Below are 25,967 nucleotides of genomic sequence, written 5' to 3' on the forward strand. Positions count from 1 at the left end.
GCGGCGGGAGGGAGCCGCCCCGGGACGGGCCCGCGGCGGTCAGGTCGTGAAGCGCGCGGCGCTCAGCGCGGCGAGCGTGTCGGCGGGCCACTGCTGCGTGTCGCCGGCCAGACAGTCTGTCACCACTTTAGCAGACCCGCACGCGAGGCCCCAACCGGCCGGACCGTGACCGAAATTGACGAACACGCGCGGATGCGGGGTCTGACCAACGACCGGCAGGCCGTCCGGCGACAGCAGTTGCGTGCCTTGCCACGACAGCGCGGCGGAAATCTTCGCCGCGCCCGGCACCCAGTCGTGGACGGCCTGGCCGAGCAGCGCGAGCGCGGCCTCGGACAGCGGCTCGGCGAGCGGCTTCGCGGTGTCGGCGAGGCTCTGCAGCACGGCGCCGCCGCCGACGCGCAGCCGCTGGTGGGTGCGCGTGATCGAGATCCGCTTGATCGAATCGACGACACTCAGGTGCGGCGCATGTTCTTCGTATGCGACCGGCGCGGTCAGCGTATGCGCGCGAACCGGGTGCAGCGGCAGCCGCCAGCCGAGCCGCTCCAGCAGCGGCAGGCTGCCGGCGCCGGCGGCGACCACGATCGCGTCGGCCGAGATCACGTCGACCTCATGCGCCTTCGTCGCGGGCCGGCCGGCTGCCGGCGCGAGCTCGACCGCGGCGCGGCCGGTGTCGACGCGGATCGCGGCGACGTCCGCGCCGAAGCGGAACTGCACGCCGTGCTCGTCGAGCGTCTGCTTGACCAGTTTCGCGAACAGCGGGCAGTTTCCGGTGCGCTCGCTCTCGAGCAGCACGCCGCCGGCGAAGCCGGGCTCGGCCGGCACCGACGGCTCGAGTGCCGCGCATTCGTCGGCCGTGAGCACCCGGTACGGCTGGTCGAGCGAGCGCAGCAGGTCGAGCGCCGGCTGCAGCGCGTCCCAGTCGCGCGGGTCGCGCACGACGTGCAGGATCCCGGGTTTCTGCTCGAATTCGAGCTGGAAGCGCGCCTCGATGTCGGCGAGCGACTCGCGCGACGCGTCGATCAGCGGGCGCAGCCGCGCGTACTGCGCGGCGAATGCGTCGGGCTCGCGCAGCGCGGCGAGCTGCTTGACGAAGCGGCGCACGCCGCCGTTGAAGCCCGGCTTGTAGACGATGCCGGTGTCGCGCGGCTGGCGCTGGCGCATGAAGGTCGGGCCGAACCAGACGTCGAGCGGGCTCGGCAGCAGCGTGCCGCCGTCGCCGTAGGTCGCGCCCTGCGCGACGGTCGCGTGGCGTTCGACCACGCACACGCGATGGCCGGCCGCGCGCAGCTGGTAGGCGGTGGCGACGCCGCTGATTCCGCCGCCGATGACGATGACATCCATGGATTGCTTCGATGACGGGCGGCGCGCACGACGCCCGGTGAGAATTCGCTGACGGGCCCCCGGCCCGGTGAACCGGGAATGATAGCGCCAAAATCGCGCAAACCGGCGTCACGCGACCCCATCCGATTCCGCCGTCGTGCGGTCACCGGCCGCCGCGGCCGCGCGCGCCGGTCCGGCGGGCGGCTGTACGGGGCGGATGCCGGCGCACCGTTGCGGTGCGTGACGGGTGCCGATCAGCCGGTCTGGGACGACCGACTTCCGGGTATAATTGCGGCCTTCCTTTCGCCCCACGTCGCCACCTCGCGCGACTCATCGACGTCAGTCCAGCCCATGGCTCACTTCTCGTGTTTTCCCGGCGCTTCGGCCCTCTCCGATTTCCGTCAAACCCGTCTGCTCGACACGCTCAGGCAAATCGACGCCAACATCGTCGCGGTGCGCGGCCAGTTCCTGCACTTCGTCAATGCGGCCGAGCCGCTGTCGGCGGACGACAGCGCACGCATCGACGCGCTGATGCACTACGGCGCGCCGTTCGAGCCGGCGGCCGAGAAGGGGACGGCCGAGACCTTCGTCGTGCTGCCGCGCTTCGGTACGGTTTCGCCGTGGGCGAGCAAGGCGACCGACATCGCCCAGCACTGCGGCCTCACGCAGGTGCGCCGCATCGAGCGCGGCGTCGAATTCACGGTCACGCTGAAGTCGGGCCTGCTCGGCGGCAAGAAGGCGCTGTCCGACGACGCGCGTGCCGCGGTGGCAGCCGCGCTGCATGACCGGATGACCGAAAGCGTGGTCGCCGCGCGCGACGACGCGAAGCACCTGTTCGACGAACTGCCGGCCAAGCCGCTCGCGACCGTCGACGTGCTGGGCGTCGGCCGCGCCGCGCTCGAGCGCGCGAACGTCGAGCTGGGCCTCGCGCTCGCCGACGACGAGATCGACTACCTGGTCGACGCGTTCCGCAAGCTCGAACGCAACCCGACCGACGTCGAGCTGATGATGTTCGCGCAGGCGAACAGCGAGCATTGCCGCCACAAGATCTTCAACGCGCAGTGGACGATCGACGGCGAAGCGCAGGACATGTCGCTGTTCGCGATGATCCGCAACACCGAGAAGCTGAACCCGCAAGGCACGATCGTCGCGTATTCGGACAACTCGTCGATCATGGTCGGCGCCGAAGCCGAGCGCTGGTTCCCGCGCAACGCGGGAGCGGCCGGCGAGCCGGGCGAACCCGGTGAACGCTATGGCCGCCACACCGAGCTCACGCACACGCTGATGAAGGTCGAGACGCACAATCACCCGACGGCGATCTCGCCGTTCCCGGGCGCGGCGACCGGCGCGGGCGGCGAGATCCGCGACGAAGGCGCGACGGGCCGCGGTGCGCGCCCGAAGGCCGGCCTCACGGGCTTCACCGTGTCGAACCTCGACCTGCCGGACGCACGCCAGTCGTGGGAAAACGCACGCGACGCGGCGCAGCCGGTCGGCGAGCGCAATCCGAACGATGCGCACGGCCCTTACGGCCGTCCGGACCGCATCGCGTCGCCGCTGCAGATCATGATCGACGGCCCGCTCGGCGGCGCCGCGTTCAACAACGAATTCGGCCGTCCGAACCTCGGCGGCTACTTCCGCGTGTACGAGCAGAACGTCGACGGCCAGGTGCGCGGCTATCACAAGCCGATCATGATCGCGGGCGGCCTCGGCAACATCGCGGATCAACACACGCACAAGCACGACGTGCCGGCAGGCTCCTTGCTGATCCAGATCGGCGGCCCTGGCATGCGGATCGGCATGGGCGGCGGCGCGGCGAGCTCGATGGCCACCGGCGCGAACACGGCCGAACTCGACTTCGACTCGGTGCAGCGCGGCAACCCGGAAATCGAGCGGCGCGCGCAGGAAGTGATCAACGGCTGCTGGCAGCTCGGCGCGGAAAACCCGATTCTTAGCATCCACGACGTCGGCGCGGGCGGCCTGTCGAACGCATTCCCCGAAATCGTCGACGGCGCGGGCAAGGGCGCGCGCTTCGAACTGCGCAAGGTCGCGCTCGAGGAATCGGGCCTGTCGCCGCGCGAAATCTGGTCGAACGAGGCGCAGGAGCGCTACGTGCTGGCGATCGCGCCGGCCGACCTGCCGCGTTTCGAGGCGATCTGCGCACGCGAGCGCTGCCCGTTCGCGGTGGTCGGTGTCGCGACCGACGAACGCCAGTTGAAGCTCGTCGACGACGAAGCGACGGGCGTCGACGAATTCCCGGTCGACATGCCGATGGAAGTGCTGCTCGGCAAGCCGCCGCGCATGCACCGCGACGTCGCGCGCGTCGCGACCGAGCGCGTGCCGGTCGACGTGACGGGCATCGCGCTGTCGGAAGTCGCGGTCGACGTGCTGAAGCACCCGACGGTCGGCAGCAAGTCGTTCCTGATCACGATCGGTGACCGTTCGGTTGGCGGCACGTCGGTGCGTGACCAGATGGTCGGCCCGTGGCAGGTGCCGGTGGCCGACTGCGCGGTGACCGCGCTCGACTATGCAGGCTTCAAGGGCGAGGCGATGACGATGGCCGAGCGCACGCCGCTCGCGGTGATCGACGCGCCGGCATCGGGCCGCATGGCGGTTGGCGAAGCGATCACGAACATCGCGAGCGCGCCGATTGCGTCGCTCGACAAGCTGAAGCTGTCGGCGAACTGGATGGCCGCGTGCGGCACGGCCGGCGAGGACGCCGCGCTGTTCGACACGGTCAGGGCGATCGGCATGGAGCTGTGCCCGGCACTCGGGATCGGCATCCCGGTCGGCAAGGACTCGCTGTCGATGAAGACCAAGTGGGACGAGCAGGGCGTCGCGAAGGAAGTGGTGTCGCCGGTGTCGCTGATCATCTCCGCGTTCGCGCCGGTCGAGGACGTGCGCCGCCACCTGACGCCGCAGCTGCGCCGCATCGCCGACGCGGGCGACAGCGTGCTGATCGCGATCGATCTCGGCCGCGGCAAGAACCGGATGGGCGGCAGCATCTTCGCGCAGGTCACGCAGCAGGTCGGTGACGCGACGCCGGACGTCGACGATCCGGAAGACCTGAAGCGTTTCTTCAACGCGATCCAGTCGCTCAACGCGCAAGACAAGCTGCTCGCGTACCACGACCGCTCGGACGGCGGCCTGTGGGCGACGGTGTGCGAAATGGCGTTCGCGGGTCACGCGGGCGTGTCGCTGAACGTCGACATGCTGACGCTCGACCCGAATCACGAATCCGACTACGGCGACGCGAAGGACTGGGCGAAGCAGACGAGCGGCCGCCGCGAGGATCGCACGCTGCGCGCGCTGTTCTCCGAAGAGCTCGGCGCCGTCGTGCAGGTGCGCGCGGCCGATCGCGACGCGGTGCTCGGCGCGCTGCGCGAGTTCGGCCTGTCGGCGTGCGCGCACGTCATCGGCACGGTCAACGATCGCGACGTGATCGAGGTGTACCGCGACGCGAAGAAGGTGTTCGACGCGCCGCGCGCCGAACTCCATCGCGCATGGGGCGAAGTGAGCTGGCGCATCGCGCGCCTGCGCGACAACCCCGCGTGCGCGGATGCCGAATACGACGCGCTGCTCGACGCGGCCGACCCGGGCCTCTCGCCGGTGCTGTCCTTCGATCCGGCCGACGATATCGCCGCACCGTTCATCGCGACGGGCGCGCGCCCGCGCGTCGCGATCCTGCGCGAGCAGGGCGTGAACTCGCACCTCGAAACGGCATACGCGTTCGACCGCGCGGGCTTCGATGCGCACGACGTGCACATGAGCGACCTGCTGGCCGGCCGCGCGACGCTCGCCGATTTCGCGGGCGCGGTGGCGTGCGGCGGCTTCTCGTACGGCGACGTGCTGGGTGCCGGCGAAGGCTGGGCGAAGACGATCCGCTTCAACGCGAACCTCGCCGACATGTTCTCGGCCTTCTTCGCGCGTCCCGACACGTTCGCGCTCGGCATCTGCAACGGTTGCCAGATGCTGTCGAGCCTCGCGTCGATGATCCCGGGCGCGGAAGCATGGCCGAAGTTCACGCGCAACAAGTCCGAGCAGTTCGAGGCGCGCTTCTCGTTCGTCGAAGTGGAGCAGTCGCCGTCGATCTTCTTCGCGGGGATGGAAGGCTCGCGGATTCCGGTGGCGGTCGCGCACGGCGAAGGCTATGCGGACTTCTCGCAGCAGGGCGACATCGATCGCGTCGCGGTCGCGATGCGCTTCGTCGACCACCGCGGCGAAGCGACCGAGCGTTATCCGTTCAACCCGAACGGGTCGCCGGCCGGCATTACGTCGGTCACGACGGCCGACGGCCGCTTCTCGGTGCTGATGCCGCACATGGAGCGCGTGCACCGCACGGTCACGATGAGCTGGCACCCGGAAGGCTGGGACGAGGCGAGCCCGTGGATGCGCGTGTTCCGTAACGCACGCCGCTGGATCGGCTGATGTTCGATCCGCACGCGCCGGTCGAGATCGTCACGCTGCGCGACGAACGCGCGAGCGACGTCGAGGCGATCGGTCGCGTGATCGCGGCTGCGTTCGCGGACGAGCCGCGGCACGGGCAGTTCGAACGGCAGATCGTCGACGCGCTGCGCGCGGATGGCGCGCTCAGCGTGTCGCTCGTCGCGGAGCGCGACGAGCGCGTGATCGGTCACGTCGCGTTCTCGCCGGTCTCGATCGGCGGCGAGCCGGCAGGCGGTCAGCAGTGGTACGGGCTCGCGCCGCTCGCGGTGTTGCCCGAATGCCAGCGCCACAGCATCGGTGCGGGGCTGGTGCGCACGGGGCTCGACGCGTTGCGTCGGCTCGGTGCGCGCGGCTGTGTCGTACTCGCCGATCCCGCGTACTACACGCGTTTCGGCTTCGCGCCGTCCGGCGATCTCGTGTTCCCGGACGTGCCGCCCGAGTATTTCCTCGCGCTGGCGTTCGACGACACCGCGCCGCGGCCGTCGGGCGACGTTCGCTATCACGACGTGTTTTATCCGGCGTAACGGCTCGGCGCGCCAGCCGTGCGCGATCCCGCCGGGTTCAACCGAATGACCTGAAAAGCCGCTTCGACGCGGCTTTTTGTTTGGTGCGGTGCCGCGTTCGTCAGCCATTCTTGCCGTCCCGCTCGTCGTGGCGCCGTTGCGACCGTGCTCAAGCATGGCGCGGGGGCAGCAGGTCGGCGCGCGCACCGCAAGCGCACATGAAAAAAGCCGCTCCGGGGAGCGGCTTTGCCGTGGGCGAGCGTCGCCGACGTTACTGGATCTTCGCCTGCTGGCGCAGGCCTTCCTCGAACGCCTGCAGCTTCTGCTGCACGATCTGCTGCGCGATCTGCGCCTTCACCTGGTCGAACGGCGGCGGAGCGATGTCGCGGACGTCGTCGACACGGATGATGTGCCAGCCGAACTGCGTCTTCACCGGCGCGTCGGTCATCTGGCCTTTCTGCAGCTTCTGCGCCGCGGCCGCGAATTCCGGCACGTACGCCTTCGGGTCGGACCAGTCGAGGTCGCCGCCGTTCTTGCCCGAGCCCGGATCCTTCGAGTACTGCTTCGCCAGATCCTCGAACTTCGCGCCGGCCTTGATCTTCGCGATCAGGTCCTTCGCCTGCTGCTCGCTGTCGACGAGGATGTGGTGCAGGTGATACTCGCGGTTGCCGCCGGCACCCTTCACGAGATCGTCATAGCGCGCCTTCACTTCCGCGTCGGTCGGCTGGTTCTTCTTCAGGAAGCTCTCGATCATCGAGCGCAGCACGACCGTCTGCTGCGCGACGGCGACCTGCGCCTTCACGTCCGGGCGGCTCGGGATGCCTTCGCGGATCGCTTCCTGCATCAGGATTTCGCGGTTCACGAGTTCCTGGCGCACGGCCTGCTGCAGTTGCGGGCTGTCGGTCTGGCCTTGCTGGACGAGCTGCGCGACCATCGCATCGGCGCGCGACTTCGGAATCGGCGTGCCGTTGACGACGGCGATGTTCTGGGCGAATGCCGGTGCCGCTGCAAATGCAGCCGCCGCGACCCACAGGCGGGGGGATTTCAGGATCATCGGGAATTCCTGTTGAGACTAGATTGAAGATTCGTTGAATTCTTCGGGCGTGTAAGCCACGATCGCGAGCGCGTGAATGCCGCGCTGCATCGCATCAGCGAGCGCATCATACACCAGCCGGTGCCGCGCGACGCGCGGCTTGCCCGCGAAGGCGGCCGACACGATCGTGACCGTGTAGTGGCCGCCGGCGGCCGCGCCGGCGTGGCCCGCGTGCTGCGCGCTGTCGTCGCGCACCGCGAGCGACAGCGGCGCGAGCGATGCGGTCAGGCGCGCTTCGATCAGCGCGATGCGTTCGTCGGGCGAGGCGTCGAGAAAGGCGTCGGTCATGTCATTCGTCCTTCAGGTACTTCGTCAGCCACAGGCTCTGCAGGATGATGAACACGACCATCGCGCCCGTCGTGCCGAACAGCTTGAAGTTTACCCACTGCGATTCGGTGTAGTTGTGCACCACGTACAGGTTCGCGACGCCGAGCACCGCGAAGAACAGCGCCCACGCGACGTTCAGCTTGTCCCACACGGGGTGCGGCAGCGTGAGCTGCTTGCCCATCATCTTCTCGATCAGGTTGTTGCCGAACGCATAGCGTGCGGCGAGCAGCCCGATCGCAAACAGCCAGTACAGCACAGTCGGTTTCCATTGAATGAATTTCTCGTCATGCAGGACGAGGGTGGCACCGCCGAAGACGACGATCACGCCGAGACTGACCCACAGCATCGTGTCGACTTTCCGGTGCCGGAAGGCGACCCATGCGACCTGGGCCAGCGTCGCGACGATCGCGACGGCGGTGGCGGTGAAGATGCCCCAGACCTTGAAGGCGGCGAAAAACAGGATGATCGGAAACAGATCGAACAGGAATTTCATGGCGCTCGCAGCTGCGTGAAAGGCCGCATCGCGCGGCCTTTCACCGTTGTGGGGACCCGCCAGGCGCCACCGTCCGGGATCGGGGCAGCCGGGAAGGCTGTCCGACCGATCCGTCCGGTGCCGCTCATTCGTTTTCGGGTCGGGACTCGAAGTTTAACGCAGCCGAATTGATGCAGTACCGCAATCCGGTCTGGTCGCGCGGGCCGTCCTCGAACACGTGGCCGAGATGGGCGCCGCAATGGTTGCAGCGGACCTCGACGCGCACCATCCCGTGCGAGCGGTCGATCTTCTCGTCGATCACCTCGCCGTTCAGCGGCTTGAAGTAGCTGGGCCAGCCGCAGCCCGAATGGAACTTGGCGCCGGATTCGAACAGCGGCGTGCTGCAGACGACGCATGTGTAGATGCCGGCGTCCTCGGTGTCGGTGTATTCGCCGGTGAAGGCGCGCTCGGTCGCCGCATGCTGCGTGACCTCGTATTGCATCGGCGTGAGCCGGCGGCGCAGTTCGGCGTCGTCCTTCTGGTAAGGGAAGGTCTTGTCGTCGGAATCGTGTGACATGTGGGAGTTCTCCTGATCGGTCGGTCGGGTCGTGCGGGTCACGACGAGCAGCTCACTTCGAGCGACCCGGCCCAGTCGGGCGGCAATGCCGCATACGCTTCGTGTTCCGGTTGTTCGTCGAACGGCCGGCGCAGCACCTGCGCGAGTCGTTCGACTTCGGAAAAATCCTTTTCCTTCGCGCGCCGGATCGCGACTTCGGCCAGATGGTTGCGCAGCACGTATTTCGGGTTCACGCGATTCATCGCGGCCGCGCGGGCGGCGTCGTCGCGCGTTTCCTCGGACAGTCGCGCGCGGTAGAGGTTCGCCCACGCGTCGAATGCCTCGCGATCGATGAACAGGTCGCGCACCGGGCCGTCGCGGCTCGCGTCGTGCTTCGACAATTGCGCGAGCCGGCGGAACGTCAGCGTGAAGTCCGCATGGCTCGCGTGCATCGTTTCGAGCAGCTTGTTCGCGAGCTCGGCGTCGTTCTCGCGCTCGATCTCGAGGCCGAGCTTCGCGCGCATCGCGCGTTCGAGCGCGGGGCCGAAGCGCTCCGGAAACTTCGCGAGCACGGCCTGCGCGTCGTCGACCGCGCGCTCGGCGCGCGCATCGTCATCGGCGATCCCGTGCTGCAGCCCGATCAGCGGCAGCAGCGCCTGCGCGAGGCAGTAGCAGTTCCAGTGCGCGATGCGCGGCTGCATCCGGTACGCGTAGCGGCCGCGCGTGTCGGAATGGTTGCAGATGTGGTTCGCGTCGAACGCGTCGACGAAGCCGAACGGGCCGTAGTCGATCGTCACGCCGAGAATCGACATGTTGTCGGTGTTCATCACGCCGTGGCAGAAGCCGACCGCCTGCCACTGGGCGACGAGGTCGGCCGTGCGCAGCGTGGCGGCTTCGAGCAGCGCGAGGTACGGATCGTCGGCGTCGCGGCATGCGGGATAGAAGCGATCGATCACGTGATCGGCGAGCTGGCGCAGCAGGTCCGGGCGATCGTTCGAGAAGAAGTGCTCGAAGTGGCCGAAGCGCACGAAGCTTTCCGACACGCGCGTGACGACGGCCGACGTCTCGATCTCCTCGCGCACCACCGGCTGGTCGGAGCCGATCACCGTGAGCGCGCGGGTCGTCGGAATGCCGAGGTGATGCATCGCTTCCGAACACAGGAATTCGCGGATCGACGAACGCAGCACCGCGCGGCCGTCGCCCATTCGCGAATACGGCGTGCGGCCGCCGCCCTTGATCTGCAGTTCGTAGCGCTGGCCGTCGGTGCCGGGGAGTTCGCCGATCGTCAGCGCGCGGCCGTCGCCGAGCTGGCCGGCCCACACGCCGAACTGGTGACCGGAATAGACCGACGCGTACGGCATCGCGCTCGCGGGCCAGTCGCGCGTCGGGTTGCCGGCGAACAGCTCGGCGAATCCGGGTTGTGCCGCGAGCGATGCCGGCAGTCCGAGCAGCTGCGCGACTTCGTCGGAACAGCCGACGACGTACGGCGCGGGCAGCGGCGCGGCCGGCAGTCGCGTATGAAACGCCTCGCCGAGCGTGACGAACGCGCCAACGGCGGGCGCGCCGAGCGTGGCGGCGAGGTCGGGGAGAGTGTCAGCCGTATCGGCTGCGCTTCGGGAAAACGACATGTTGAGCGCCTCTGGGTAAGCCGATATTGTAAGGCGGCGCCGCGCCGCCCGCATGGCGGCCCGCGCGCCTTGCGCCAGGCCTGTCCGGGCCGTGGACGGGCCGCAAGCTGGCGCATCGCTTCGAGGCTGGTCACCGATTCGCGTCCTTCCGGGAGAACAAGACGATGGGTAAGCCGTTGCTGGGCCAGATGATGGACATGCCGTTGCTGGTGTCGTCGCTGATCGCGCATGCCGCGCGTCATGCGGGCGAGACGGAGATCGTGTCGCGGCGCGTGGAAGGCGACCTGCATCGCTACACGTATCGCGACTGCGAGCAGCGCGCGAAGCGTCTCGCGCAGGCGCTCGCACGGCTCGGCGTCGAAGCGGGCGAGCGTGTCGGCACGCTGGCCTGGAACGGCTACCGGCACCTGGAGGCGTATTACGGGATCGGCGGGATGGGCGCCGTGTGCCATACGATCAACCCGCGCCTCTTTCCCGAGCAGATCGCCTACATCGTCAATCACGCGGAAGACCGCTACGTGTTCTTCGACATCAATTTCGCGCCGCTGGTCGATACGCTCGCGCCGCAGTGTCCGCACGTGAAGGGCTGGATCGCGATGACGGATGCCGCGCACCTGCCGTCCGGCGCGACGCCGTACCTGTGCTACGAAACGCTCGTCGACGCCGAGGACGGCCGCTACGACTGGCCGCGCCTCGACGAACTGCAGGCGTCCGGCCTGTGCTACACGTCGGGCACGACCGGCAATCCGAAGGGCGTGCTGTATTCGCATCGCTCGACGGTGCTGCACGCCTACGGCGCCGCGCTGCCCGACGCGATGAACCTGTCGGCGCTGGACGCGGTGTTGCCCGTCGTGCCGATGTTCCATGTGAACGCGTGGGGGCTGCCGTATGCGGTGCCGCTCACGGGCGGCAAGCTCGTGCTGCCCGGCAAGGACCTCGACGGCAAGTCGCTGTACGAACTGATGGAGGCCGAGCGCGTGACGTTCTCCGCGGGCGTGCCGACCGTGTGGCTCGGGCTGCTGAACTACATGCGCGAGGCCGGCGTGCGGTTCTCGACGCTGAACCGCACGGTGATCGGCGGCTCGGCGTGCCCGCCCGCGATGCTGCGCACGTTCGAGGACGAATACGGGGTGCGCGTGATCCACGCGTGGGGGATGACCGAGCTGTCGCCGCTCGGCACGCTCGCGAAGCTCAACTGGGCGCAGTCGCAGCGGCCGCACGACGCGCAGCGCCGGCTGCTGGAGAAGCAGGGGCGCGTGATCTGCGGCGTCGACATGCGGATCGTCGGCGACGACGGACGCGAACTGCCGTGGGATGGCGTCGCGTTCGGCGAACTGCAGGTGCGCGGGCCCTGGGTGATCGATCACTACTTCAAGGGCGATACGTCGCCGCTCCTGGACGGCTGGTTCCCGACCGGCGACGTGGCGACGATCGATCCCGACGGCTTCCTGCAGATCACCGACCGCAGCAAGGACGTGATCAAGTCGGGCGGCGAGTGGATCAGCTCGATCGATATCGAGAACGTCGCGATCGCGCACCCGGGCGTCGCCGAAGCCGCCTGCATCGCGTGCGCGCACCCGAAATGGACCGAGCGTCCGCTGCTCGTCGTGGTGCCGCGCGAGGGGGCGAACCTGACCCGCGACGCGCTGCTCGCGTTCTACGAGGGCAAGGTCGCGAAGTGGTGGGTGCCCGACGACGTCGTGTTCGTCGAATCGCTGCCGCACACCGCGACCGGCAAGCTGCAGAAGCTGAAGCTGCGCGAGACGTTCCGCGACTACGTGCTGCCGACGGCGGTCTGCGCGCCGTAAGCCGCGGTCCGCGACGGCCCGCCGCACGGTCTCCCGATCCGGCCCCGGATCGGGAGCAAATTCAAATTGAACGACCGTGCTTTTTCGTTGTATGCTGCCTCCGTTCGATCCGGACATGCGGCCGTTCGACCGCGCACAATGAAGCGCAGCCACCCCGGCGCGCGATGCATGGAGGCAGGCAGATGGCAGTGGATTACTCGACTCGCGACGGCGTGGCCGTCATCACGCTCAACAATCCGCCCGTCAACGGGCTCGGCCTGTCGACGCGCCAGGGCGTCATGGACGCGCTCGATCGCGCCGCGCAGGATCCGTCGGTCACGGCGATCGTGCTGACCGGTGCGGGCCGCGCGTTCTCGGGCGGCGCCGACATCACCGAATTCAATACCCCGAAGGCGCTGCAGGAGCCGACGCTGCACACCGTGATCCGTGCGGTGGAGGCGAGCGCGAAGCCGGTCGTCGCGGCGCTGCACAGCGTCGTGATGGGCGGCGGCCTGGAGCTTGCGCTCGGTGCGCACTATCGCGTCGCGGCGCCCGGCGCACAGGTCGCGCTGCCCGAAGTGAAGCTCGGCCTGCTGCCGGGCGCGGGCGGCACGCAGCGCCTGCCGCGTGCGGTGGGCCTCGAAACCGCGCTGAACATGATCGTGTCGGGCGCGCCGGTGCCGTCGGAGCAGCTCGCGAAGAGCGGGCTGTTCGACGAGATGGCCGACGGCGACCTGCTCGACGCGGCCGTCGCGTTCGCGCGCAAGACCGGCGCGCAGCCGGGGCCGCATCCGCGCGTGCGCGATCGCAAGATCGTCCACGAGAATGCCGCGGGCTTCATCCAGTTCGCGCGCAATTCCGCACGGGCCGCCGCGCCGAATTTCCCCGCGCCGCACAAGTGCATCGACGCGATCGAGGCCGGCGTGCTGAACGGCTTCGACAAGGGCAGCGTCGCCGAACGCGACGGCTTCGTCGCGCTGATGATGACGCCGGAAAGCCGCGCGCTGCGGCATGCGTTCTTCGGCGAGCGGGCGGCGAGCAAGATTCCCGATGTGCCGGCCGATACGCCGGTGCGCGAGATCCGCCGTGTCGGCGTGATCGGCGCGGGCACGATGGGCGGCGGGATCGCGATGAACTTCATCAACGCGGGCCTGCCAGTCACGCTGCTCGAGACGAAGCAGGACGCGCTCGACCGCGGGCTGGCGACGATCCGCAAGAACTACGATGCGCAGGTCAAGAAGGGCAAGCTCACGCAGCAGAAGCTCGACGCGCGCATGGCGCTGATCACGCCGACGCTGTCCTACGACGACCTGAAGGATGCGGACCTGATCGTCGAGGCCGTGTTCGAGGAACTCGGCGTGAAGGAGCAGGTGTTCGGCCGGCTCGATGCGGTGGCGAAGCCCGGTGCGATCCTCGCGTCGAACACGTCGACGCTCGACGTCGACAAGATCGCCGCGTTCACGAAGCGTCCGCAGGACGTGGTCGGCATGCACTTCTTCAGCCCCGCGAACGTGATGAAGCTGCTCGAGGTCGTGCGCGGCGCGCAGACCGCGAAGGACGTGCTGGCCACCGTGATGGCGGTGGCGAAGAAGATCCGCAAGACGGCGGTCGTGTCGGGCGTGTGCGACGGCTTCATCGGCAACCGGATGATCGAGCAGTACATCCGCCAGGCGCTCTTCATGCTCGAGGAGGGTGCGCTGCCCGCGCAGGTCGATCGCGCGATCGAGAAGTTCGGTTTCGCGATGGGCCCGTTCCGGATGAGCGACCTCGCCGGCAACGACATCGGCTGGGCGATCCGCAAGCGCCGGTACGTCGAGCAGCCCGATCTGCAGTATTCGAAGATCGCCGACCGCTTGTGCGAGCAGGGCCGCTTCGGCCAGAAGACGGGCGGCGGCTGGTACGACTACGTGCCGGGCGAGCGCAAGGCGCAGCCGTCGGCGCTGGTCGACGAGATGGTCGTCGCGTACTCGAAGGAGCGTGGTGTCGAGCGGCGCAAGATCGGCGACGACGAGATCGTCGAGCGGCTCGTGTTCGCGCTCGTCAACGAAGGCGCGAAGATCCTCGAGGAGAAGATCGCGTCGAAGGCGTCCGACATCGACATGGTCTACCTGACCGGTTACGGCTTCCCGCTGTGGCGCGGCGGCCCGATGCTGTATGCGGACATGGTCGGCCTCTACAACGTCGAGCGCGCGATCCGCCGCTATGCGGCCGCGCCGAACGGCGACGCGTGGCAGCTCGCGCCGTCGATCGTCGAACTGGCAACGGCCGGGCGCGGGTTCAACGGCTGACCGCCCGCGTGACGGCACGGCCAGGCTTGCAAGGAGAAACGCAATGAAACGCACTGACGACGTGTTGCTCGTGATCGACGTGCAGTACGACTTCATGCCGGGCGGCGCACTCGCGGTGCCGGACGGCGACGCGGTCGTGCCGGCGATCAACGCGCTCGCGCGACGCTTCGACCAGGTCGTGCTGACGCAGGACTGGCACCCGCGCGAACACGTGTCGTTCGCGGCGAATCACCCGGGGCGCGAGCCGTTCTCGACGCTCGCGCTGCCGTACGGCGAGCAGGTGCTGTGGCCCGTGCACTGCGTGCAGGACACCGAAGGCGCGGCGCTGCATCGCGACCTCGACATCCCGCATGCCCGGCTCGTGATCCGCAAGGGCGGCGACGCCCGGGTCGACAGCTATTCCGCGTTCGTCGAAGCCGACCGCACGACGCGCACGGGGCTCGCCGGCTATCTGCGCGAGCTCGGCGCGAAGCGCGTGTGGTGTTGCGGGCTCGCGACCGACTATTGCGTCGCGTGGTCCGCGCTCGATGCGCGCGCGGCAGGCTTCGAGGCCGCGGTGATCGACGATGCGTGCCGTGCGATCGACCTGAACGGGTCGCTCGCGCACGCATGGCAACAGATGCAGGCGGCGGGCGTCGCACAGGTGACGTCCGCGGGCGCGCGCCCGGCGGCGTAGCGCATTTCCATCCAGGACATGAAGCAGGACCGAAGGAGACTCGCATGACCGAAGCCGTAATCGTATCGACCGCACGCACGCCGCTCGCGAAATCGTGGCGTGGCGCATTCAACATGACGCACGGCGCGACGCTCGGCGGCCACGTGGTCGCGGCCGCGCTCGAGCGCGCGAAGCTGGACCCGGCGCGCATCGAGGACGTGATCATGGGCTGCGCGAACCCCGAAGGCGCGACCGGTGCCAACATCGCGCGGCAGATCGCGCTGCGCGCCGGGCTGCCGGTGAGCGTGCCGGGGATGACGGTGAACCGTTTCTGCTCGTCGGGGCTGCAGACGATCGCGCTCGCCGCGCAGCGGATCATCGCGGGCGAGGGCGACGTGTATGTCGCGGGCGGTGTCGAATCGATCTCGTGCGTGCAGAACGAGATGAACCGGCACATGATCCAGGAAGGCTGGCTCGCCGAGCACAAGCCCGAGATCTACTGGAACATGCTGCAGACGGCGGAGAACGTCGCGAAGCGCTACGGGATCGCGAAGGAGCGGCAGGACGAGTACGGCGTGCGGTCGCAACTGCGGGCCGCCGCCGCGCAGGAAGCCGGGCGCTTCAACGACGAGATCGTGCCGATCACCGTGCGTGCCGGCATGGCCGACAAGGCGACGGGCCGGCTGTTCACGCAGGACGTGACGGTGTCGGCCGACGAAGGCATCCGGCCCGACACGACCCTCGAAGGCGTAGCGAAGATCCGTTCGGCCGTGCCGGGCGGCGTGATCACCGCGGGCAACGCGAGCCAGTTCTCGGACGGCGCGTCGGCGTGCGTGGTGATGAATGCGGATGTCGCGCTGCGCGAAGGGCTGCAGCCGCTCGGCGTGTTCCGCGGTTTCGCGGTCGCCGGTTGCGAGCCGGACGAGATGGGCATCGGCCCGGTGTTCGCGGTGCCGAAGCTGCTGAAGCAGGCGGGGCTGAAGGTCGACGACATCGGCCTGTGGGAACTGAACGAAGCATTCGCGGTGCAGGTGCTGTACTGCCGCGATACGCTCGGGATTCCTGACGACCGCCTGAACGTGAACGGCGGCGCGATCGCGGTCGGCCATCCGTACGGCGTGTCGGGGGCGCGCCTGACGGGCCATGCGCTGATCGAAGGCAAGCGGCGCGGCGTGAAATACGTGGTCGTCACGATGTGCATCGGCGGCGGGCAGGGTGCCGCCGGCCTGTTCGAAATCGTCTGATATTCGTGCGCGGGGACGGCCGGCCGCGGCTTTCCGGAGACGGAGGCCGCGGCCGCACGGCGAATCGGCGCAATCCGTGGGCGATTCGTAAGGGCCAGGAAGCAAACGGCGTGCGCTCGATGCTGCCGTTTCCCCTTACTTGTCAAACGATTTGCCGCACCTATACTTGCTCTGACATTTGCCTTTCGGCGGGATGGGCCAGCGCGTGCGTCGTACCAGCGCTCGCAACGCGTTTCCGGTAGCCGGCGAAGACGATGCATCGCGCGTTTCCGGCACCGTGGACGTTCGAACCACGCAGCAGACCGAAACGGGGACCAAATTGAGCACGACCTATGCAGCCGGGGAACCGCCGCGCGTCGTCAGCGCGGCCGCGAGGCTCTACGCGAAATGCCTGCTGGTCGGTTTTGCATTGCTGCCGGCCTATCTGATTGCCTATCTGTGGTTCTTCAGCGACCCGCACGTCGTGTTCGAGAGCCATGCATTCCATGAAATCGCGATCGCGGCCGCGACCCTCGAGGGCGCATTCGTCACCTACGTGACGTGGGTGTGCTACCGGTCATCCGGCGAGCCGCTGCTGCGCTGGCTGACACTCGGCTTTCTCGGTTTCGCGATGATTTACTCGCTGCACGGTGTGTTCACCGGGATGGCGCACCACAACATCTGGCTGTTCCTGCTGTACGGGCCCGCCTCGCGCCTCGTGATGTCGATCCTGCTGCTGACGGGCCTGCTGTCGTATTCGCAGCCGCCCGATCGCGTCGACAAGCGTACGCGCGTTCGAACATGGCTGCCGTGGGTCACGTTGTTCGTGATCGTCAACGCGGCGGTCGCGTACATCGCGTATTCGCCGGTCGCCGGCGCGCTGGGTACGCGGCTGTCGATGGAAGGCGGCGCGCTGGTGTTTTCGCTGCTGAACGTCGGCGTGCTGCTCGCGCGGCGCATCCGGTCGCCGCTGATGGTGATCTACGGCGTGTCGATCATGGCGTTCGCGCTGTCGTCGCTCGCGTTCATCCTCGGCAAGCCGTGGAATCACATGTGGTGGCTCGCGCATGCGATCTTCGCGGGCGGGTTCTTCCTGCTCAGCTATGGCGTCGTGCAGGCGCTGCAGACGACGCGCTCGTTCTCGGCGATCTACAGCCAGGAAGACCTGATGAGCCGGCTGTCGGAATCGATGGCACGCACCGAGAGTGCGTTGCAGGAACTGCGGCGCACGAACCAGAAGCTCGAATACATGGCCGCGACCGATCCGATGACGGGCGCGTCGAACCGCCGCCAGTTCATCGCGCAGGTCGAGCGCGAGATCGTGCGCGCGGAACGCGACGGCACGCCGTTTTGCCTGCTCGCGCTCGACCTCGACAACTTCAAGCACATCAACGACGCGTACGGGCACCAGATCGGCGACGAGGTGTTGCGCGGCGTCGTGCGCCAGTGTCTCGAGGCGATTCGTCCGGCCGGTGCGCTCGCGCGCGTCGGCGGCGAGGAGTTCATGGCGCTGTTGCCCGAGATGCCGCTCGAAGGCGCGCGCATGACCGCCGAGCGCGTGCGTTCGTCGATCGCGAGTTCGCCGTTCGGGCTGGATTTCAAGCGTGTGCAGGTGACGGTCAGCGTCGGCGTCGCGCAGTACGGCGTCGACGGGAGCACGGTCGATGCGTTGCTGCGGGCGGTCGATGAACGCCTGTATCAGGCGAAGCGGGACGGGCGCAATCGCGTGGTCGCGCACTAACGGGCGGCCGCCGCGCGATCGGCGATGGGGCGCGATGCGATGTACGCCCGTTGCGCGCGCATCCTGAATGAGGCCCCGCAGGCGAATGCGCGTGCGGGGCTTTCGTTTTACTGACGCGTCAGCTATCGCGATGCGATGGTCGTCGAAGTCTCCGGCCGCGCGTCCTGCATCCACTTCGATGCCTGGCACCGGTACTTGCCCGCGCGCAGTTGCGGATCGCGAGATACGTCGTGCTCCACGGCCGCGCCGCGTTGGCCTCGGTCGCATCCGCGCCGCGCGTGCCGAATGCATCGGTCCGTTACTGGCCGTTCATGTACGACCAGGTCCACGTTTCCGACGTTCGCAGGTCGCGTCCGTTCGAGCTCACCTGCCAGATCGTCTGTCGTGCCTGCGTCGGCAGCGTGCGCGTCGTGTCCGGCAGGTCCTGCCGCGCGAGCCGGCGATCGAGCCCGGCGGCCCACATCGCCTGCTGGTACGACCAGACCGGCGGCAGACGCATGCCGATGCCGCCGAGGGAGGCCTGATTCACCGCGCGCGGGCCGCCTGCCGCACGACCGACCCATGGCGGCCGTCAAGTTTGGTAGGCTTGGTGCCTGCCGCCGTTTGCCGGATCGCGTCGTCGAATATCGATGCGGCGAAAATTCGCGTATCGTCGCCGGAATGACCGGACGACCGTCGATACTCGACCCGTTTCGTCCCGGCCCGCCCGCGACCGCGGGCAAACAGCGCTGACCGACAACAGACGGGATGCGTCGCCCGCCGCCCTTGCGGCGCGCCGGCCGTGCGCACCCCAACGAACAGGAGCAACGAAAGTGATCAGACATATCGTCATGTGGAAGCTGAAGGAATCGGCCGAAGGCGGCACGCGCGCGCAGAACGCGCTGAAGCTGAAGGAGAAGCTCGAAGGCTGCCGCGACCTCGTGCCGGGCATCCTGCAGCTCGACGTCGGTATCGCGACGCCGGGCCTCGAAGCGACGTCGGACGTCGTGCTCGTGTCCGATTTCACGGACCAGGCCGCACTCGATGCGTATCAGGTGCACCCGGTTCACCAGGAAGTGAAGAAATTCGTCGTGGCAGTGGCTGAATCGCGCCAGTGCGTCGACTACCTGTCCGACAGCGCACGATGAGCGACGCGGCCTCCCCGACGGACGGCCCGTCGATCGAAAGTCCGTTCGTCGATCTGCTCGGCGTGCGGTTGATCTCCGCGAAGGACGGTGCGAGCGAGATCGTGCTGCCGCTCGACGAGCGGCACATGAACACGTGGAGCATCGCGCACGGCGGCGTGACGATGACGCTGTCGGACATCGCGCTCGCGATGGCCGCGCGCAGCCTGACCGACGACGGCGTCGGCGTCGTCACGGTTGAGATGAAGGTGAACTTCATGCAGCCGGGGCGCGGCGAGTTGCGCGCGTACGGTCGCGTGATGCATCGTTCGACGACGATGGCGTACTGCGAAGGCGAAGTGCGCGACAGCGACGGCAATTTCGTCGCGAAGGCGCTCGGCACGTTCAAGTACATGCGGCGGCTCGCGGTGGGCCGCGACATCAAGCGGCAACGCACGCGCACGGCGCCGGATGCCCAGCCCGGCCCGAGCGACGCCTGAGCGCCGGAACGCGCGGCCCTGCCCGGTCACCGGCAGGGCCGTTTTGCTTTGCGGCACGGATGCGCGACGGGACGGCGATAGGGACGGTGATACGGTGCGAATGAAGCCAAGGAGGCAGCAATGAACACGGTCAACCGCCAGATCCTGCTCGTGTCGCGCCCGCAAGGCGCCGCGAGCGCCGACAACTTTCGGCTCGTCGAAACGGCGCTGGTGCCGCTCGCCGACGGCGAGCTGCGGGTCCGCAACCATTTCCTGTCGCTCGATCCGTACATGCGCGGACGCATGAACGACGCGAAGTCGTACGCGGTGCCGCAGCCGTTGAACGAAGTGATGATCGGCGGCACGGCGGGTGAAGTGGTCGAGTCGCAGCACCCGGATTTCGCGGTCGGCGAGCACGTGGTCGGCCAGTTCGGCTGGCAGGAATACGGCACGTCGGACGGCAGCGGGCTGCGCAAGGTCGACACGTCGCGGGTGCCGCTGTCCGCGTGGCTCGGCGTGACCGGCATGCCCGGCGTGACCGCGTGGGTCGGGCTGAACCGGATCATCGCGCCGAAGGCCGGCGAAACGGTCGTCGTCAGCGCGGCGAGCGGCGCGGTCGGCAGCGTCGTCGGCCAGCTCGCGAAACGCGCCGGATGCCGCGCGGTCGGTATCGCGGGCGGCCCCGACAAGTGCCGCTATGTGGTCGACACGCTCGGCTTCGACGCGTGCGTCGACTACAAGGCCGGCCGGCTGGCCGACGACCTGGCCGCCGCGACGCCGGACGGCGTCGACGGCTGTTTCGAGAACGTCGGCGGCGCGGTGCTCGACACGACGATGGCGCGGATGAACGCGTTCGGCCGGATCGCCGTGTGCGGGATGATCGCCGGCTACGACGGCGTGCCCGCACCGCTCGCGAATCCGGGCCTGATCCTGCGCTCGCGGCTGACGATGCAGGGCTTCATCGTGTTCGAGCATCCCGACGCGTGGCCGCCCGCGCTGGCCGAATTGAGCGAACTCGTCGCGACGAAGCAGCTGCATTACCGCGAGACGATCGCATACGGGCTCGAGCGGGCGCCGGACGCGTTCCTCGGGCTCCTGAAGGGCCGCAATTTCGGCAAGCAGCTCGTGCAGCTCGTCTGACCCGCGCGTGGCATCATGTGACGCTTGTCCGCTCACGGCGCCGCACGCGCCGTCCTCACCGATGCCGCTGAATCCGAAGATCGCCCAGGTGCTCGACATGGTCGAGCGGGCAAAACGCCCGTCCTATCACCATCAGACGCCGCAGCAGGCGCGCGCCGCGTACGAGAAGAGCGCGCCGATCCTCGACGTCGCACCGGCGCCGATGCATGCGGTCGAGGCCTGCGTCGTGCCGACGCGCGACGGCCGCACGATCGGCGCGCGGCTGTACCTGCCGGTCGAGCCGAGCCTCGCCGAACCGCTGCCGGCGCTCGTGTATTACCACGGCGGCGGCTTCACGGTCGGCAGCGTCGCCACGCACGACGCGCTGTGCCGGATGTTCGCGCGCGACGCGCAGTGCGCGGTGCTGTCGGTCGACTACCGGCTTGCGCCCGAACACCGGTTCCCGACCGCGGTGAACGACGCCGACGACGCATTGCGCTGGCTGCATCGCGAGGCCGCCGCATTCGGCCTCGATGCGACGCGGCTCGCGGTCGGCGGCGACAGCGCGGGTGGCACGCTCGCGACCGTCTGCGCGGTGCTCGCGCGCGACGCGGGCATTGACCTGGCGTTGCAGATGCTGATCTATCCGGGCGTGACGGGCCACCAGGACACCGAATCGCACGGACGGCTCGCGAACGGCTACCTGCTGACGCAGGACACGATCCAGTGGTTCTTCACGCAATACGTGCGCGATCGGTCCGACCGCGACGACTGGCGCTTCGCGCCGCTCGACGGCACGCGCGACGCGCCGTCGTTCGCCGGGGTCGCGGCGGCCTGGATCGCGACGGCCGAATACGATCCGCTGAGCGACGAGGGCGCCGCGTACGCGGACAAGCTGCGTGCGGCCGGCAATACGGTTACGCTGGTCTGCTATCCGGGGATGATCCACGAGTTCTTCAAGATGGGCGGCTACGTGCCGGAGGTGCGGGCCGCGCATGCCGACGCGGTGGCGGCGCTCAGGGCCGCATTCGACGACGCTTGACGACATGTGACGGCGGCGGCGCCCGGCGCCGCGCGGAGGAAGCGATGACCGACGGCTGGGTGGAAACGGGCGACTGGGCCGTGCTGGGCGGCGATGCCGCACGGATTCGCGATGCGGTGTTCGTGCGCGAGCAGCGGATTCCGCCGGAATGGGAACTGGACGACGAGGATCCGCTGTCGCTGCACGCGGTTGCCTACCGGGTCGAGGCGGCGACCGGCGCACGCCGCGCCGTCGCGACGGGGCGGCTGCTGCGCACCGGCACGATCGGCCGCGTCGCGGTGCTGGCCGACGCGCGCCGGCAGGGCGCCGGATCGGCCGTGTTGCACGCGCTGCTGGACGCGGCGCGGCATCGCGGCGAGCCGGTCGTGCGCCTCTACGCGCAGGATGCCGCGGTGGCGTTCTACGTGCGGCACGGCTTCACGGCGATCGGCGAACCGTTCGTCGAAATCGGCGTGCCGCACGTCGAGATGGCGCGCGCGCCGTAGCGCCCCGGCGCCGCACGCGCGGCAGGCTCAGCGCGGCTGCGTCGCGTCGAGGTCGAACGTGAACGCGCGCTCGAAACTGCCCGGGCGGACGGTGCGGTGCGAGCCGTCGTCGTCGCAGCGTTCCTTGATGTCGACCGTCAATCGCACGCCTTCCTTCATCGTCACGCGCAGCGCGGTCGTGCCGCGCGTGCCGTACTCGGGCGTCTCGATGAATGCGGCCGACAGCGCACGCTCGCGCTCGATCGGAATGCCGGTGTGCGGCAGCGCGTCGTCGTCCGCGACGTGCGGATCGCGCATCAGCTCGATCAACTCGTCAAGCGACGGAGTCGGGTTGTCGGTCAGCAGCGTGCCGAGTTCCGCGCGCTTGCGCACGACTTTCGGCCAGGGCGTATCGAGCCGGGCATTCGACAGCGCATGCACGCCGGCGCCGATCGCGACCGGCGCGGCGACGCCGGTTTCGCCTTCGGCCGGGCGATTGCAGAACCATGCGAGTTCGCGCCGCTTCCAGTTGCCGACCAGCAGGTTGAAGCCGTTGTAGACGGCCGCGTGCTCGGCCAGTTCGCCGAGATAGTCGAGCGGCGCGACGGACGGGCCGCGGAGGAAATCGGACACGAGCTTGCCGCGGGTCGGCGCGCCCGCACGAATGTCGAACGGCGCGCGGTAATTGGTCAGCGCCGCGAAGCGGCCGTCGCGCGACACGCCGAGCCACGTGCCGCCCGCTTCGAGATCGCGGCCGGCGAGCACGCCCGGCACATCTTCCCACCACGAAAGCGGCGCACTCGTACGGCGAAAGAATTCGTCGCGGTTGGCGGTCAGGGTAAAGACGGGACCGGCGGCGGCATCGGGCTGCCAGTCAAAGGCAATCAGACACATCGGGCGAATCTCTCGCAGGAAACATCGGGCGCCGGCTGCATTGTGCGAACCGGCGTGCGAACGGGTTGTCAGTGCGTCACGCTTCGGTCGGCCACGCGTACGGCAGCGCGTCGAACGCGAGCGCCGGACCGTCGGCCGAACCGAGGTGCACCGTGCCGCAGTCGAGCGCGGCCAGCTTGATCTCGACCAGCGCGTCGACGCCGCCCGCGGGCGCGGCCGCCGCGTTGACGATCATCCCGCACGGCTGGCCCGGGTCGTCGCTGTGGAACAGTTCGACGCCGGCATGCACGGTGTCGGTCTCGCCGGCGACGTGCGCGAGCGCGGTACGGCGCTTGATCGTCCCGCGGTACTGGCTGCGTGCGACGATTTCCTGGCCCGGGTAGCACCCCTTCCTGAAGTTAACGGCGCCGATCACGTCGAAGTTGACCATCTGCGGCACGAATTGTTCGACGGCCGGCTGCGTGATGCGCGGCTCGCCCGCGCGCACGTCGAGCCAGTCCCAGACGGCCGGCGACACGACCGGCAGCGTGCCGGCGAGCGCGGCGAGACGCGCGTCGACTTCCGCGCGCGGCCCGATCCACAGGTAGCGCTTGCGGCCGGCGGCGTCCGGCACGCGGATCAGCGTCCCGGCCGGGCCGTCGACCTTCACGTGCACGCCGTCCGGCAGCGCGTCGAAGATGCCCGACAGCGCCTCGCGCACGTCGCCCGCGAAGCCGACCACCGCGAGCGAATCGCTCGCGTCCGTCAGCTTCGCCTTCGCGCGCAGCACGAACATCGACAGCCGTTTCTGCACGGCGGCCTGGACGTCCTTCGAGACCAGCAGGCGCACGCCGTGACCGGCGCGCCAGGCGAGGAACGACGCGAGCAGGCGGCCCTTCGGCGAGCAATAGCCGGACAGGCGCGCGCTCGCGGCATCGAGATGCTCGATGTCGTTGGTGAGCTGGCTGTGCAGGAACGTCGCGGCGTCGTCGCCGGCCACGTCGATCACGCCGAACTGCGCAAGCGGCATGCAGGCGCCCGGCGCGTCGAAATCGGCGGCGGACGGGCGAGGGAAAACGGGGAGCGAGACGGATGCCGGCTGGGCAGCCGGTGAAGCGAACGGTGTGCTCATGGAATGAGGGAACAGTCAACCCTGACTTTGACGAAGGCGAGCAAGTATTATATGGGTCTTACCTGAGTCTCGTTTCCATGTCCCTACTGAAGAAATGCGCCGCGACGGTCGTGGCGCTGGCCGTCGTTGTGGCCGCTGCCGGCGCGGGCGGCGGGTATTACTGGGCGACCCGGCCGCTGCTGCTGGGCGCCGCAACGCTCGACGTCACGATCAAGCCGCGCAGCAGCGTGAAGAGCGTCGCGCTGCAGCTCAAGCGCGGCGGCGTGCCGGTCGAGCCGCTCGGCTTCGTCGCGATGACGCGCCTGCTCGGGCTGTCGAGCCGGCTCAAGTCCGGCAACTACGAATTCAAGACCGGCATCACGCCGTACGACGTGCTGCAGAAGATCGCGCGCGGCGACGTGAACGAATACGTCGCAACCGTGATCGAGGGCTGGACCTTCAAGCGGATGCGCGCGGAACTCGACGGCAATCCCGATCTCGCGCACGCGACGGCGGGCATGAGCGACGCCGAGCTGCTGCGCGCGATCGGCGCACCGGACAACACGATCCAGCGCGGCAGCGGCGAGGGGCTGTTCTTCCCCGACACCTACCTGTTCGACAAGGGCACGAGCGACCTGAACATCTACCGGCGCGCGTACCACCTGATGCAGACGCGCCTCGACGAAGCGTGGGCCGCGCGCGTGCCGGGGCTGCCGTACAAGACGCCTTACGAAGCGCTGACGATCGCGTCGATCGTCGAAAAGGAAACGGGCCACGCGGCCGATCGCGCGTTCGTCGCGGCCGTGTTCGCGAACCGGCTGCGCATCGGGATGCCGCTGCAGACCGATCCGTCGGTGATCTACGGTCTCGGCGACGCGTACGACGGCCGCCTGCGCAAGCGCGACCTGCAGGCCGACACTCCCTACAATACCTATACGCGCCGCGGGCTGCCGCCGACGCCGATCGCGCTGCCGGGCGTCGCCTCGCTGCAGGCGGCGATCAACCCGGCTCCGACGAGCGCGCTCTATTTCGTCGCGAAGGGCGACGGCACGAGCGTGTTCTCGGACACGCTCGGCGATCACAACAAGGCCGTGGACAAGTACATACGAGGTCAATAATGGCGAGCGGTAAATTCATCACGTTCGAAGGCATCGACGGGGCGGGGAAGACCACCCACCTGCAATGGTTCTGCGAACGCCTCCAGGCCAGGCTGGCCGCGAGCGGCCGGCAGGTCGTCGTCACCCGCGAGCCGGGCGGCACGCAGCTCGGCGAGAAGCTGCGCGAGATCCTGCTGAACCAGCCGATGGATCTCGAGACCGAGGCGCTGCTGATGTTCGCCGCGCGCCGCGAGCACCTCGCGCTGGTGATCGAGCCCGCGCTCGCGCGCGGCGACTGGGTCGTGTCCGACCGCTTCACCGACGCGACGTTCGCGTACCAGGGCGGCGGCCGCGGGCTGCCGCGCGACAAGCTCGAGACGCTCGAGCGCTGGGTGCAGGGCGGTTTCCAGCCGGACCTGACGGTGCTGTTCGACGTCGCGCCGCAGGTGGCGAGCGAGCGCCGCGGCGCCGCGCGCATGCCCGACAAGTTCGAAAGCGAGTCGGACGCGTTTTTCTCGCGCACCCGCGGCGAATACCTGCGGCGCGCGGAAGAGGCGCCGCATCGCTTCGCGATCGTCGACGCGACGCAGACGATTCCCGAGATCCGCCAGCAGCTCGAACGCGTGCTCGCCGCGCTGTAACA

General features: G+C 68.8%; 22 protein-coding genes and 1 pseudogene. 14 read left to right on the plus strand and 9 right to left on the minus strand.

Translation table 11 applies throughout. The annotated features are described in order from the left end of the window. Positions 1 to 39: 39 nt before the first annotated feature. Complete coding sequence (locus U5771_RS08955) at positions 40 to 1,341, minus strand: FAD-dependent oxidoreductase (RefSeq protein ID WP_322023619.1); 1,302 nt, start codon at positions 1,339 to 1,341, stop codon at positions 40 to 42. Between the two features lie 330 nt (positions 1,342 to 1,671). Here U5771_RS08955 and purL point away from each other — a divergent pair, with 330 nt between their 5' ends. Both purL and U5771_RS08965 read left to right on the plus strand, forming a co-directional pair. Beyond that, complete coding sequence (purL, locus tag U5771_RS08960) at positions 1,672 to 5,745, plus strand: phosphoribosylformylglycinamidine synthase (protein ID WP_322023620.1); 4,074 nt, start codon at positions 1,672 to 1,674, stop codon at positions 5,743 to 5,745. Then, positions 5,745 to 6,287, plus strand: coding sequence for an N-acetyltransferase (locus U5771_RS08965; RefSeq protein WP_322023621.1), 543 nt, complete (start codon positions 5,745 to 5,747; stop codon positions 6,285 to 6,287). The genes purL and U5771_RS08965 overlap by 1 nt, the downstream gene beginning before the upstream one ends. Positions 6,288 to 6,537: 250 nt before the next feature. Here the strand turns inward: U5771_RS08965 and U5771_RS08970 are convergent, their stop codons facing one another. From U5771_RS08970 to U5771_RS08990, 5 genes are all read right to left on the minus strand, one after another. Beyond that, positions 6,538 to 7,320, minus strand: a complete 783-nt coding sequence (locus U5771_RS08970; RefSeq protein WP_322023622.1) for a peptidylprolyl isomerase — start codon at positions 7,318 to 7,320, stop codon at positions 6,538 to 6,540. 18 nt (positions 7,321 to 7,338) lie between these two features. Continuing rightward, positions 7,339 to 7,647: a BolA family protein gene (locus tag U5771_RS08975; protein ID WP_012364068.1), complete on the minus strand. Its 309-nt coding sequence runs from the start codon at positions 7,645 to 7,647 to the stop codon at positions 7,339 to 7,341. Between the two features lies 1 nt (position 7,648). After that, positions 7,649 to 8,179 carry a septation protein A gene (locus U5771_RS08980; protein ID WP_006753406.1) on the minus strand — a complete coding sequence of 177 codons (531 nt, stop codon included), beginning with the start codon at positions 8,177 to 8,179 and terminating at the stop codon, positions 7,649 to 7,651. A gap of 124 nt (positions 8,180 to 8,303) precedes the next feature. After that, a complete protein-coding gene (gene msrB, locus U5771_RS08985) occupies positions 8,304 to 8,735 on the minus strand; it encodes a peptide-methionine (R)-S-oxide reductase MsrB (protein ID WP_096503123.1) in 432 nt (143 codons plus the stop codon). A gap of 38 nt (positions 8,736 to 8,773) precedes the next feature. After that, positions 8,774 to 10,342 (minus strand): protein adenylyltransferase SelO, encoded by a 1,569-nt coding sequence (locus U5771_RS08990; RefSeq protein WP_322023623.1) that lies wholly within the window; start codon positions 10,340 to 10,342, stop codon positions 8,774 to 8,776. 164 nt (positions 10,343 to 10,506) lie between these two features. Here U5771_RS08990 and U5771_RS08995 point away from each other — a divergent pair, with 164 nt between their 5' ends. From U5771_RS08995 to U5771_RS09015, 5 genes are all read left to right on the plus strand, one after another. Continuing rightward, positions 10,507 to 12,150, plus strand: coding sequence for a 3-(methylthio)propionyl-CoA ligase (locus U5771_RS08995; protein ID WP_322023624.1), 1,644 nt, complete (start codon positions 10,507 to 10,509; stop codon positions 12,148 to 12,150). 182 nt (positions 12,151 to 12,332) lie between these two features. Then, positions 12,333 to 14,417 carry a 3-hydroxyacyl-CoA dehydrogenase NAD-binding domain-containing protein gene (locus U5771_RS09000; protein WP_322023625.1) on the plus strand — a complete coding sequence of 695 codons (2,085 nt, stop codon included), beginning with the start codon at positions 12,333 to 12,335 and terminating at the stop codon, positions 14,415 to 14,417. A 43-nt stretch (positions 14,418 to 14,460) separates the two neighbouring features. Further along, positions 14,461 to 15,093 carry a bifunctional nicotinamidase/pyrazinamidase gene (gene pncA / locus U5771_RS09005; RefSeq protein WP_322023626.1) on the plus strand — a complete coding sequence of 211 codons (633 nt, stop codon included), beginning with the start codon at positions 14,461 to 14,463 and terminating at the stop codon, positions 15,091 to 15,093. 44 nt (positions 15,094 to 15,137) lie between these two features. Then, the gene (locus U5771_RS09010) at positions 15,138 to 16,316 is read left to right on the plus strand and encodes an acetyl-CoA C-acyltransferase (RefSeq protein ID WP_322023627.1); all 1,179 of its coding nucleotides are present in this window, start codon (positions 15,138 to 15,140) and stop codon (positions 16,314 to 16,316) included. Positions 16,317 to 16,635: 319 nt separating this feature from the next. Beyond that, on the plus strand, positions 16,636 to 18,036 hold the full coding sequence (locus U5771_RS09015) for a sensor domain-containing diguanylate cyclase (RefSeq protein WP_322023628.1): 1,401 nt from the start codon (positions 16,636 to 16,638) through the stop codon (positions 18,034 to 18,036). Positions 18,037 to 18,158: 122 nt separating this feature from the next. Here U5771_RS09015 and U5771_RS09020 read toward each other — a convergent pair. After that, positions 18,159 to 18,520 (minus strand): annotated as a pseudogene (locus tag U5771_RS09020) (hypothetical protein); the annotation flags it as partial. Positions 18,521 to 18,848: 328 nt separating this feature from the next. Here U5771_RS09020 and U5771_RS09025 point away from each other — a divergent pair. From U5771_RS09025 to U5771_RS09045, 5 genes are all read left to right on the plus strand, one after another. Continuing rightward, positions 18,849 to 19,163 carry a Dabb family protein gene (locus tag U5771_RS09025; RefSeq protein ID WP_059529737.1) on the plus strand — a complete coding sequence of 105 codons (315 nt, stop codon included), beginning with the start codon at positions 18,849 to 18,851 and terminating at the stop codon, positions 19,161 to 19,163. Then, positions 19,160 to 19,639 (plus strand): PaaI family thioesterase, encoded by a 480-nt coding sequence (locus U5771_RS09030; protein WP_322023629.1) that lies wholly within the window; start codon positions 19,160 to 19,162, stop codon positions 19,637 to 19,639. The genes U5771_RS09025 and U5771_RS09030 overlap by 4 nt, the downstream gene beginning before the upstream one ends. Before the next feature lie 120 nt (positions 19,640 to 19,759). Further along, complete coding sequence (locus tag U5771_RS09035; protein WP_322023630.1) at positions 19,760 to 20,758, plus strand: NADP-dependent oxidoreductase; 999 nt, start codon at positions 19,760 to 19,762, stop codon at positions 20,756 to 20,758. Positions 20,759 to 20,819: 61 nt separating this feature from the next. Continuing rightward, positions 20,820 to 21,779 carry an alpha/beta hydrolase gene (locus tag U5771_RS09040; protein WP_322023631.1) on the plus strand — a complete coding sequence of 320 codons (960 nt, stop codon included), beginning with the start codon at positions 20,820 to 20,822 and terminating at the stop codon, positions 21,777 to 21,779. A 44-nt stretch (positions 21,780 to 21,823) separates the two neighbouring features. After that, positions 21,824 to 22,264, plus strand: a complete 441-nt coding sequence (locus tag U5771_RS09045; protein WP_322023632.1) for a GNAT family N-acetyltransferase — start codon at positions 21,824 to 21,826, stop codon at positions 22,262 to 22,264. A 27-nt stretch (positions 22,265 to 22,291) separates the two neighbouring features. Here U5771_RS09045 and U5771_RS09050 read toward each other — a convergent pair whose 3' ends face one another. Both U5771_RS09050 and U5771_RS09055 read right to left on the minus strand, forming a co-directional pair. Further along, on the minus strand, positions 22,292 to 23,137 hold the full coding sequence (locus U5771_RS09050; protein ID WP_322023633.1) for an NRDE family protein: 846 nt from the start codon (positions 23,135 to 23,137) through the stop codon (positions 22,292 to 22,294). Positions 23,138 to 23,213: 76 nt separating this feature from the next. Then, a complete protein-coding gene (locus U5771_RS09055) occupies positions 23,214 to 24,248 on the minus strand; it encodes a folate-binding protein (RefSeq protein WP_322023634.1) in 1,035 nt (344 codons plus the stop codon). Between the two features lie 77 nt (positions 24,249 to 24,325). Here U5771_RS09055 and mltG point away from each other — a divergent pair, with 77 nt between their 5' ends. Continuing rightward, positions 24,326 to 25,345, plus strand: a complete 1,020-nt coding sequence (gene mltG / locus U5771_RS09060) for an endolytic transglycosylase MltG (protein ID WP_322023635.1) — start codon at positions 24,326 to 24,328, stop codon at positions 25,343 to 25,345. After that, positions 25,345 to 25,965: a dTMP kinase gene (gene tmk, locus U5771_RS09065; RefSeq protein WP_124498646.1), complete on the plus strand. Its 621-nt coding sequence runs from the start codon at positions 25,345 to 25,347 to the stop codon at positions 25,963 to 25,965. The genes mltG and tmk overlap by 1 nt, the downstream gene beginning before the upstream one ends. Positions 25,966 to 25,967: the final 2 nt, after the last annotated feature.

The organism is Burkholderia sp. BCC1977, assembly GCF_905339595.1.
In the GTDB taxonomy this organism is placed as follows: domain Bacteria; phylum Pseudomonadota; class Gammaproteobacteria; order Burkholderiales; family Burkholderiaceae; genus Burkholderia.

Coding starts and splice junctions, on each gene's coding strand:
- U5771_RS09030 (WP_322023629.1), top strand. CDS start 19,160: ATGAGCGACGCGGCCTCCCCGACGGACGGCCCGTCGATCGAAAGTCCG.
- U5771_RS08975 (WP_012364068.1), bottom strand. CDS start 7,647: ATGACCGACGCCTTTCTCGACGCCTCGCCCGACGAACGCATCGCGCTG.
- msrB (WP_096503123.1), bottom strand. CDS start 8,735: ATGTCACACGATTCCGACGACAAGACCTTCCCTTACCAGAAGGACGAC.
- U5771_RS08990 (WP_322023623.1), bottom strand. CDS start 10,342: ATGTCGTTTTCCCGAAGCGCAGCCGATACGGCTGACACTCTCCCCGAC.
- U5771_RS09000 (WP_322023625.1), top strand. CDS start 12,333: ATGGCAGTGGATTACTCGACTCGCGACGGCGTGGCCGTCATCACGCTC.
- U5771_RS08955 (WP_322023619.1), bottom strand. CDS start 1,341: ATGGATGTCATCGTCATCGGCGGCGGAATCAGCGGCGTCGCCACCGCC.
- U5771_RS09010 (WP_322023627.1), top strand. CDS start 15,138: ATGACCGAAGCCGTAATCGTATCGACCGCACGCACGCCGCTCGCGAAA.
- mltG (WP_322023635.1), top strand. CDS start 24,326: ATGTCCCTACTGAAGAAATGCGCCGCGACGGTCGTGGCGCTGGCCGTC.
- U5771_RS09050 (WP_322023633.1), bottom strand. CDS start 23,137: ATGTGTCTGATTGCCTTTGACTGGCAGCCCGATGCCGCCGCCGGTCCC.
- pncA (WP_322023626.1), top strand. CDS start 14,461: ATGAAACGCACTGACGACGTGTTGCTCGTGATCGACGTGCAGTACGAC.
- U5771_RS09035 (WP_322023630.1), top strand. CDS start 19,760: ATGAACACGGTCAACCGCCAGATCCTGCTCGTGTCGCGCCCGCAAGGC.
- U5771_RS09055 (WP_322023634.1), bottom strand. CDS start 24,248: ATGAGCACACCGTTCGCTTCACCGGCTGCCCAGCCGGCATCCGTCTCG.
- purL (WP_322023620.1), top strand. CDS start 1,672: ATGGCTCACTTCTCGTGTTTTCCCGGCGCTTCGGCCCTCTCCGATTTC.
- U5771_RS08980 (WP_006753406.1), bottom strand. CDS start 8,179: ATGAAATTCCTGTTCGATCTGTTTCCGATCATCCTGTTTTTCGCCGCC.
- U5771_RS08970 (WP_322023622.1), bottom strand. CDS start 7,320: ATGATCCTGAAATCCCCCCGCCTGTGGGTCGCGGCGGCTGCATTTGCA.
- U5771_RS08965 (WP_322023621.1), top strand. CDS start 5,745: ATGTTCGATCCGCACGCGCCGGTCGAGATCGTCACGCTGCGCGACGAA.
- tmk (WP_124498646.1), top strand. CDS start 25,345: ATGGCGAGCGGTAAATTCATCACGTTCGAAGGCATCGACGGGGCGGGG.
- U5771_RS09045 (WP_322023632.1), top strand. CDS start 21,824: ATGACCGACGGCTGGGTGGAAACGGGCGACTGGGCCGTGCTGGGCGGC.
- U5771_RS08995 (WP_322023624.1), top strand. CDS start 10,507: ATGGGTAAGCCGTTGCTGGGCCAGATGATGGACATGCCGTTGCTGGTG.
- U5771_RS09040 (WP_322023631.1), top strand. CDS start 20,820: ATGCCGCTGAATCCGAAGATCGCCCAGGTGCTCGACATGGTCGAGCGG.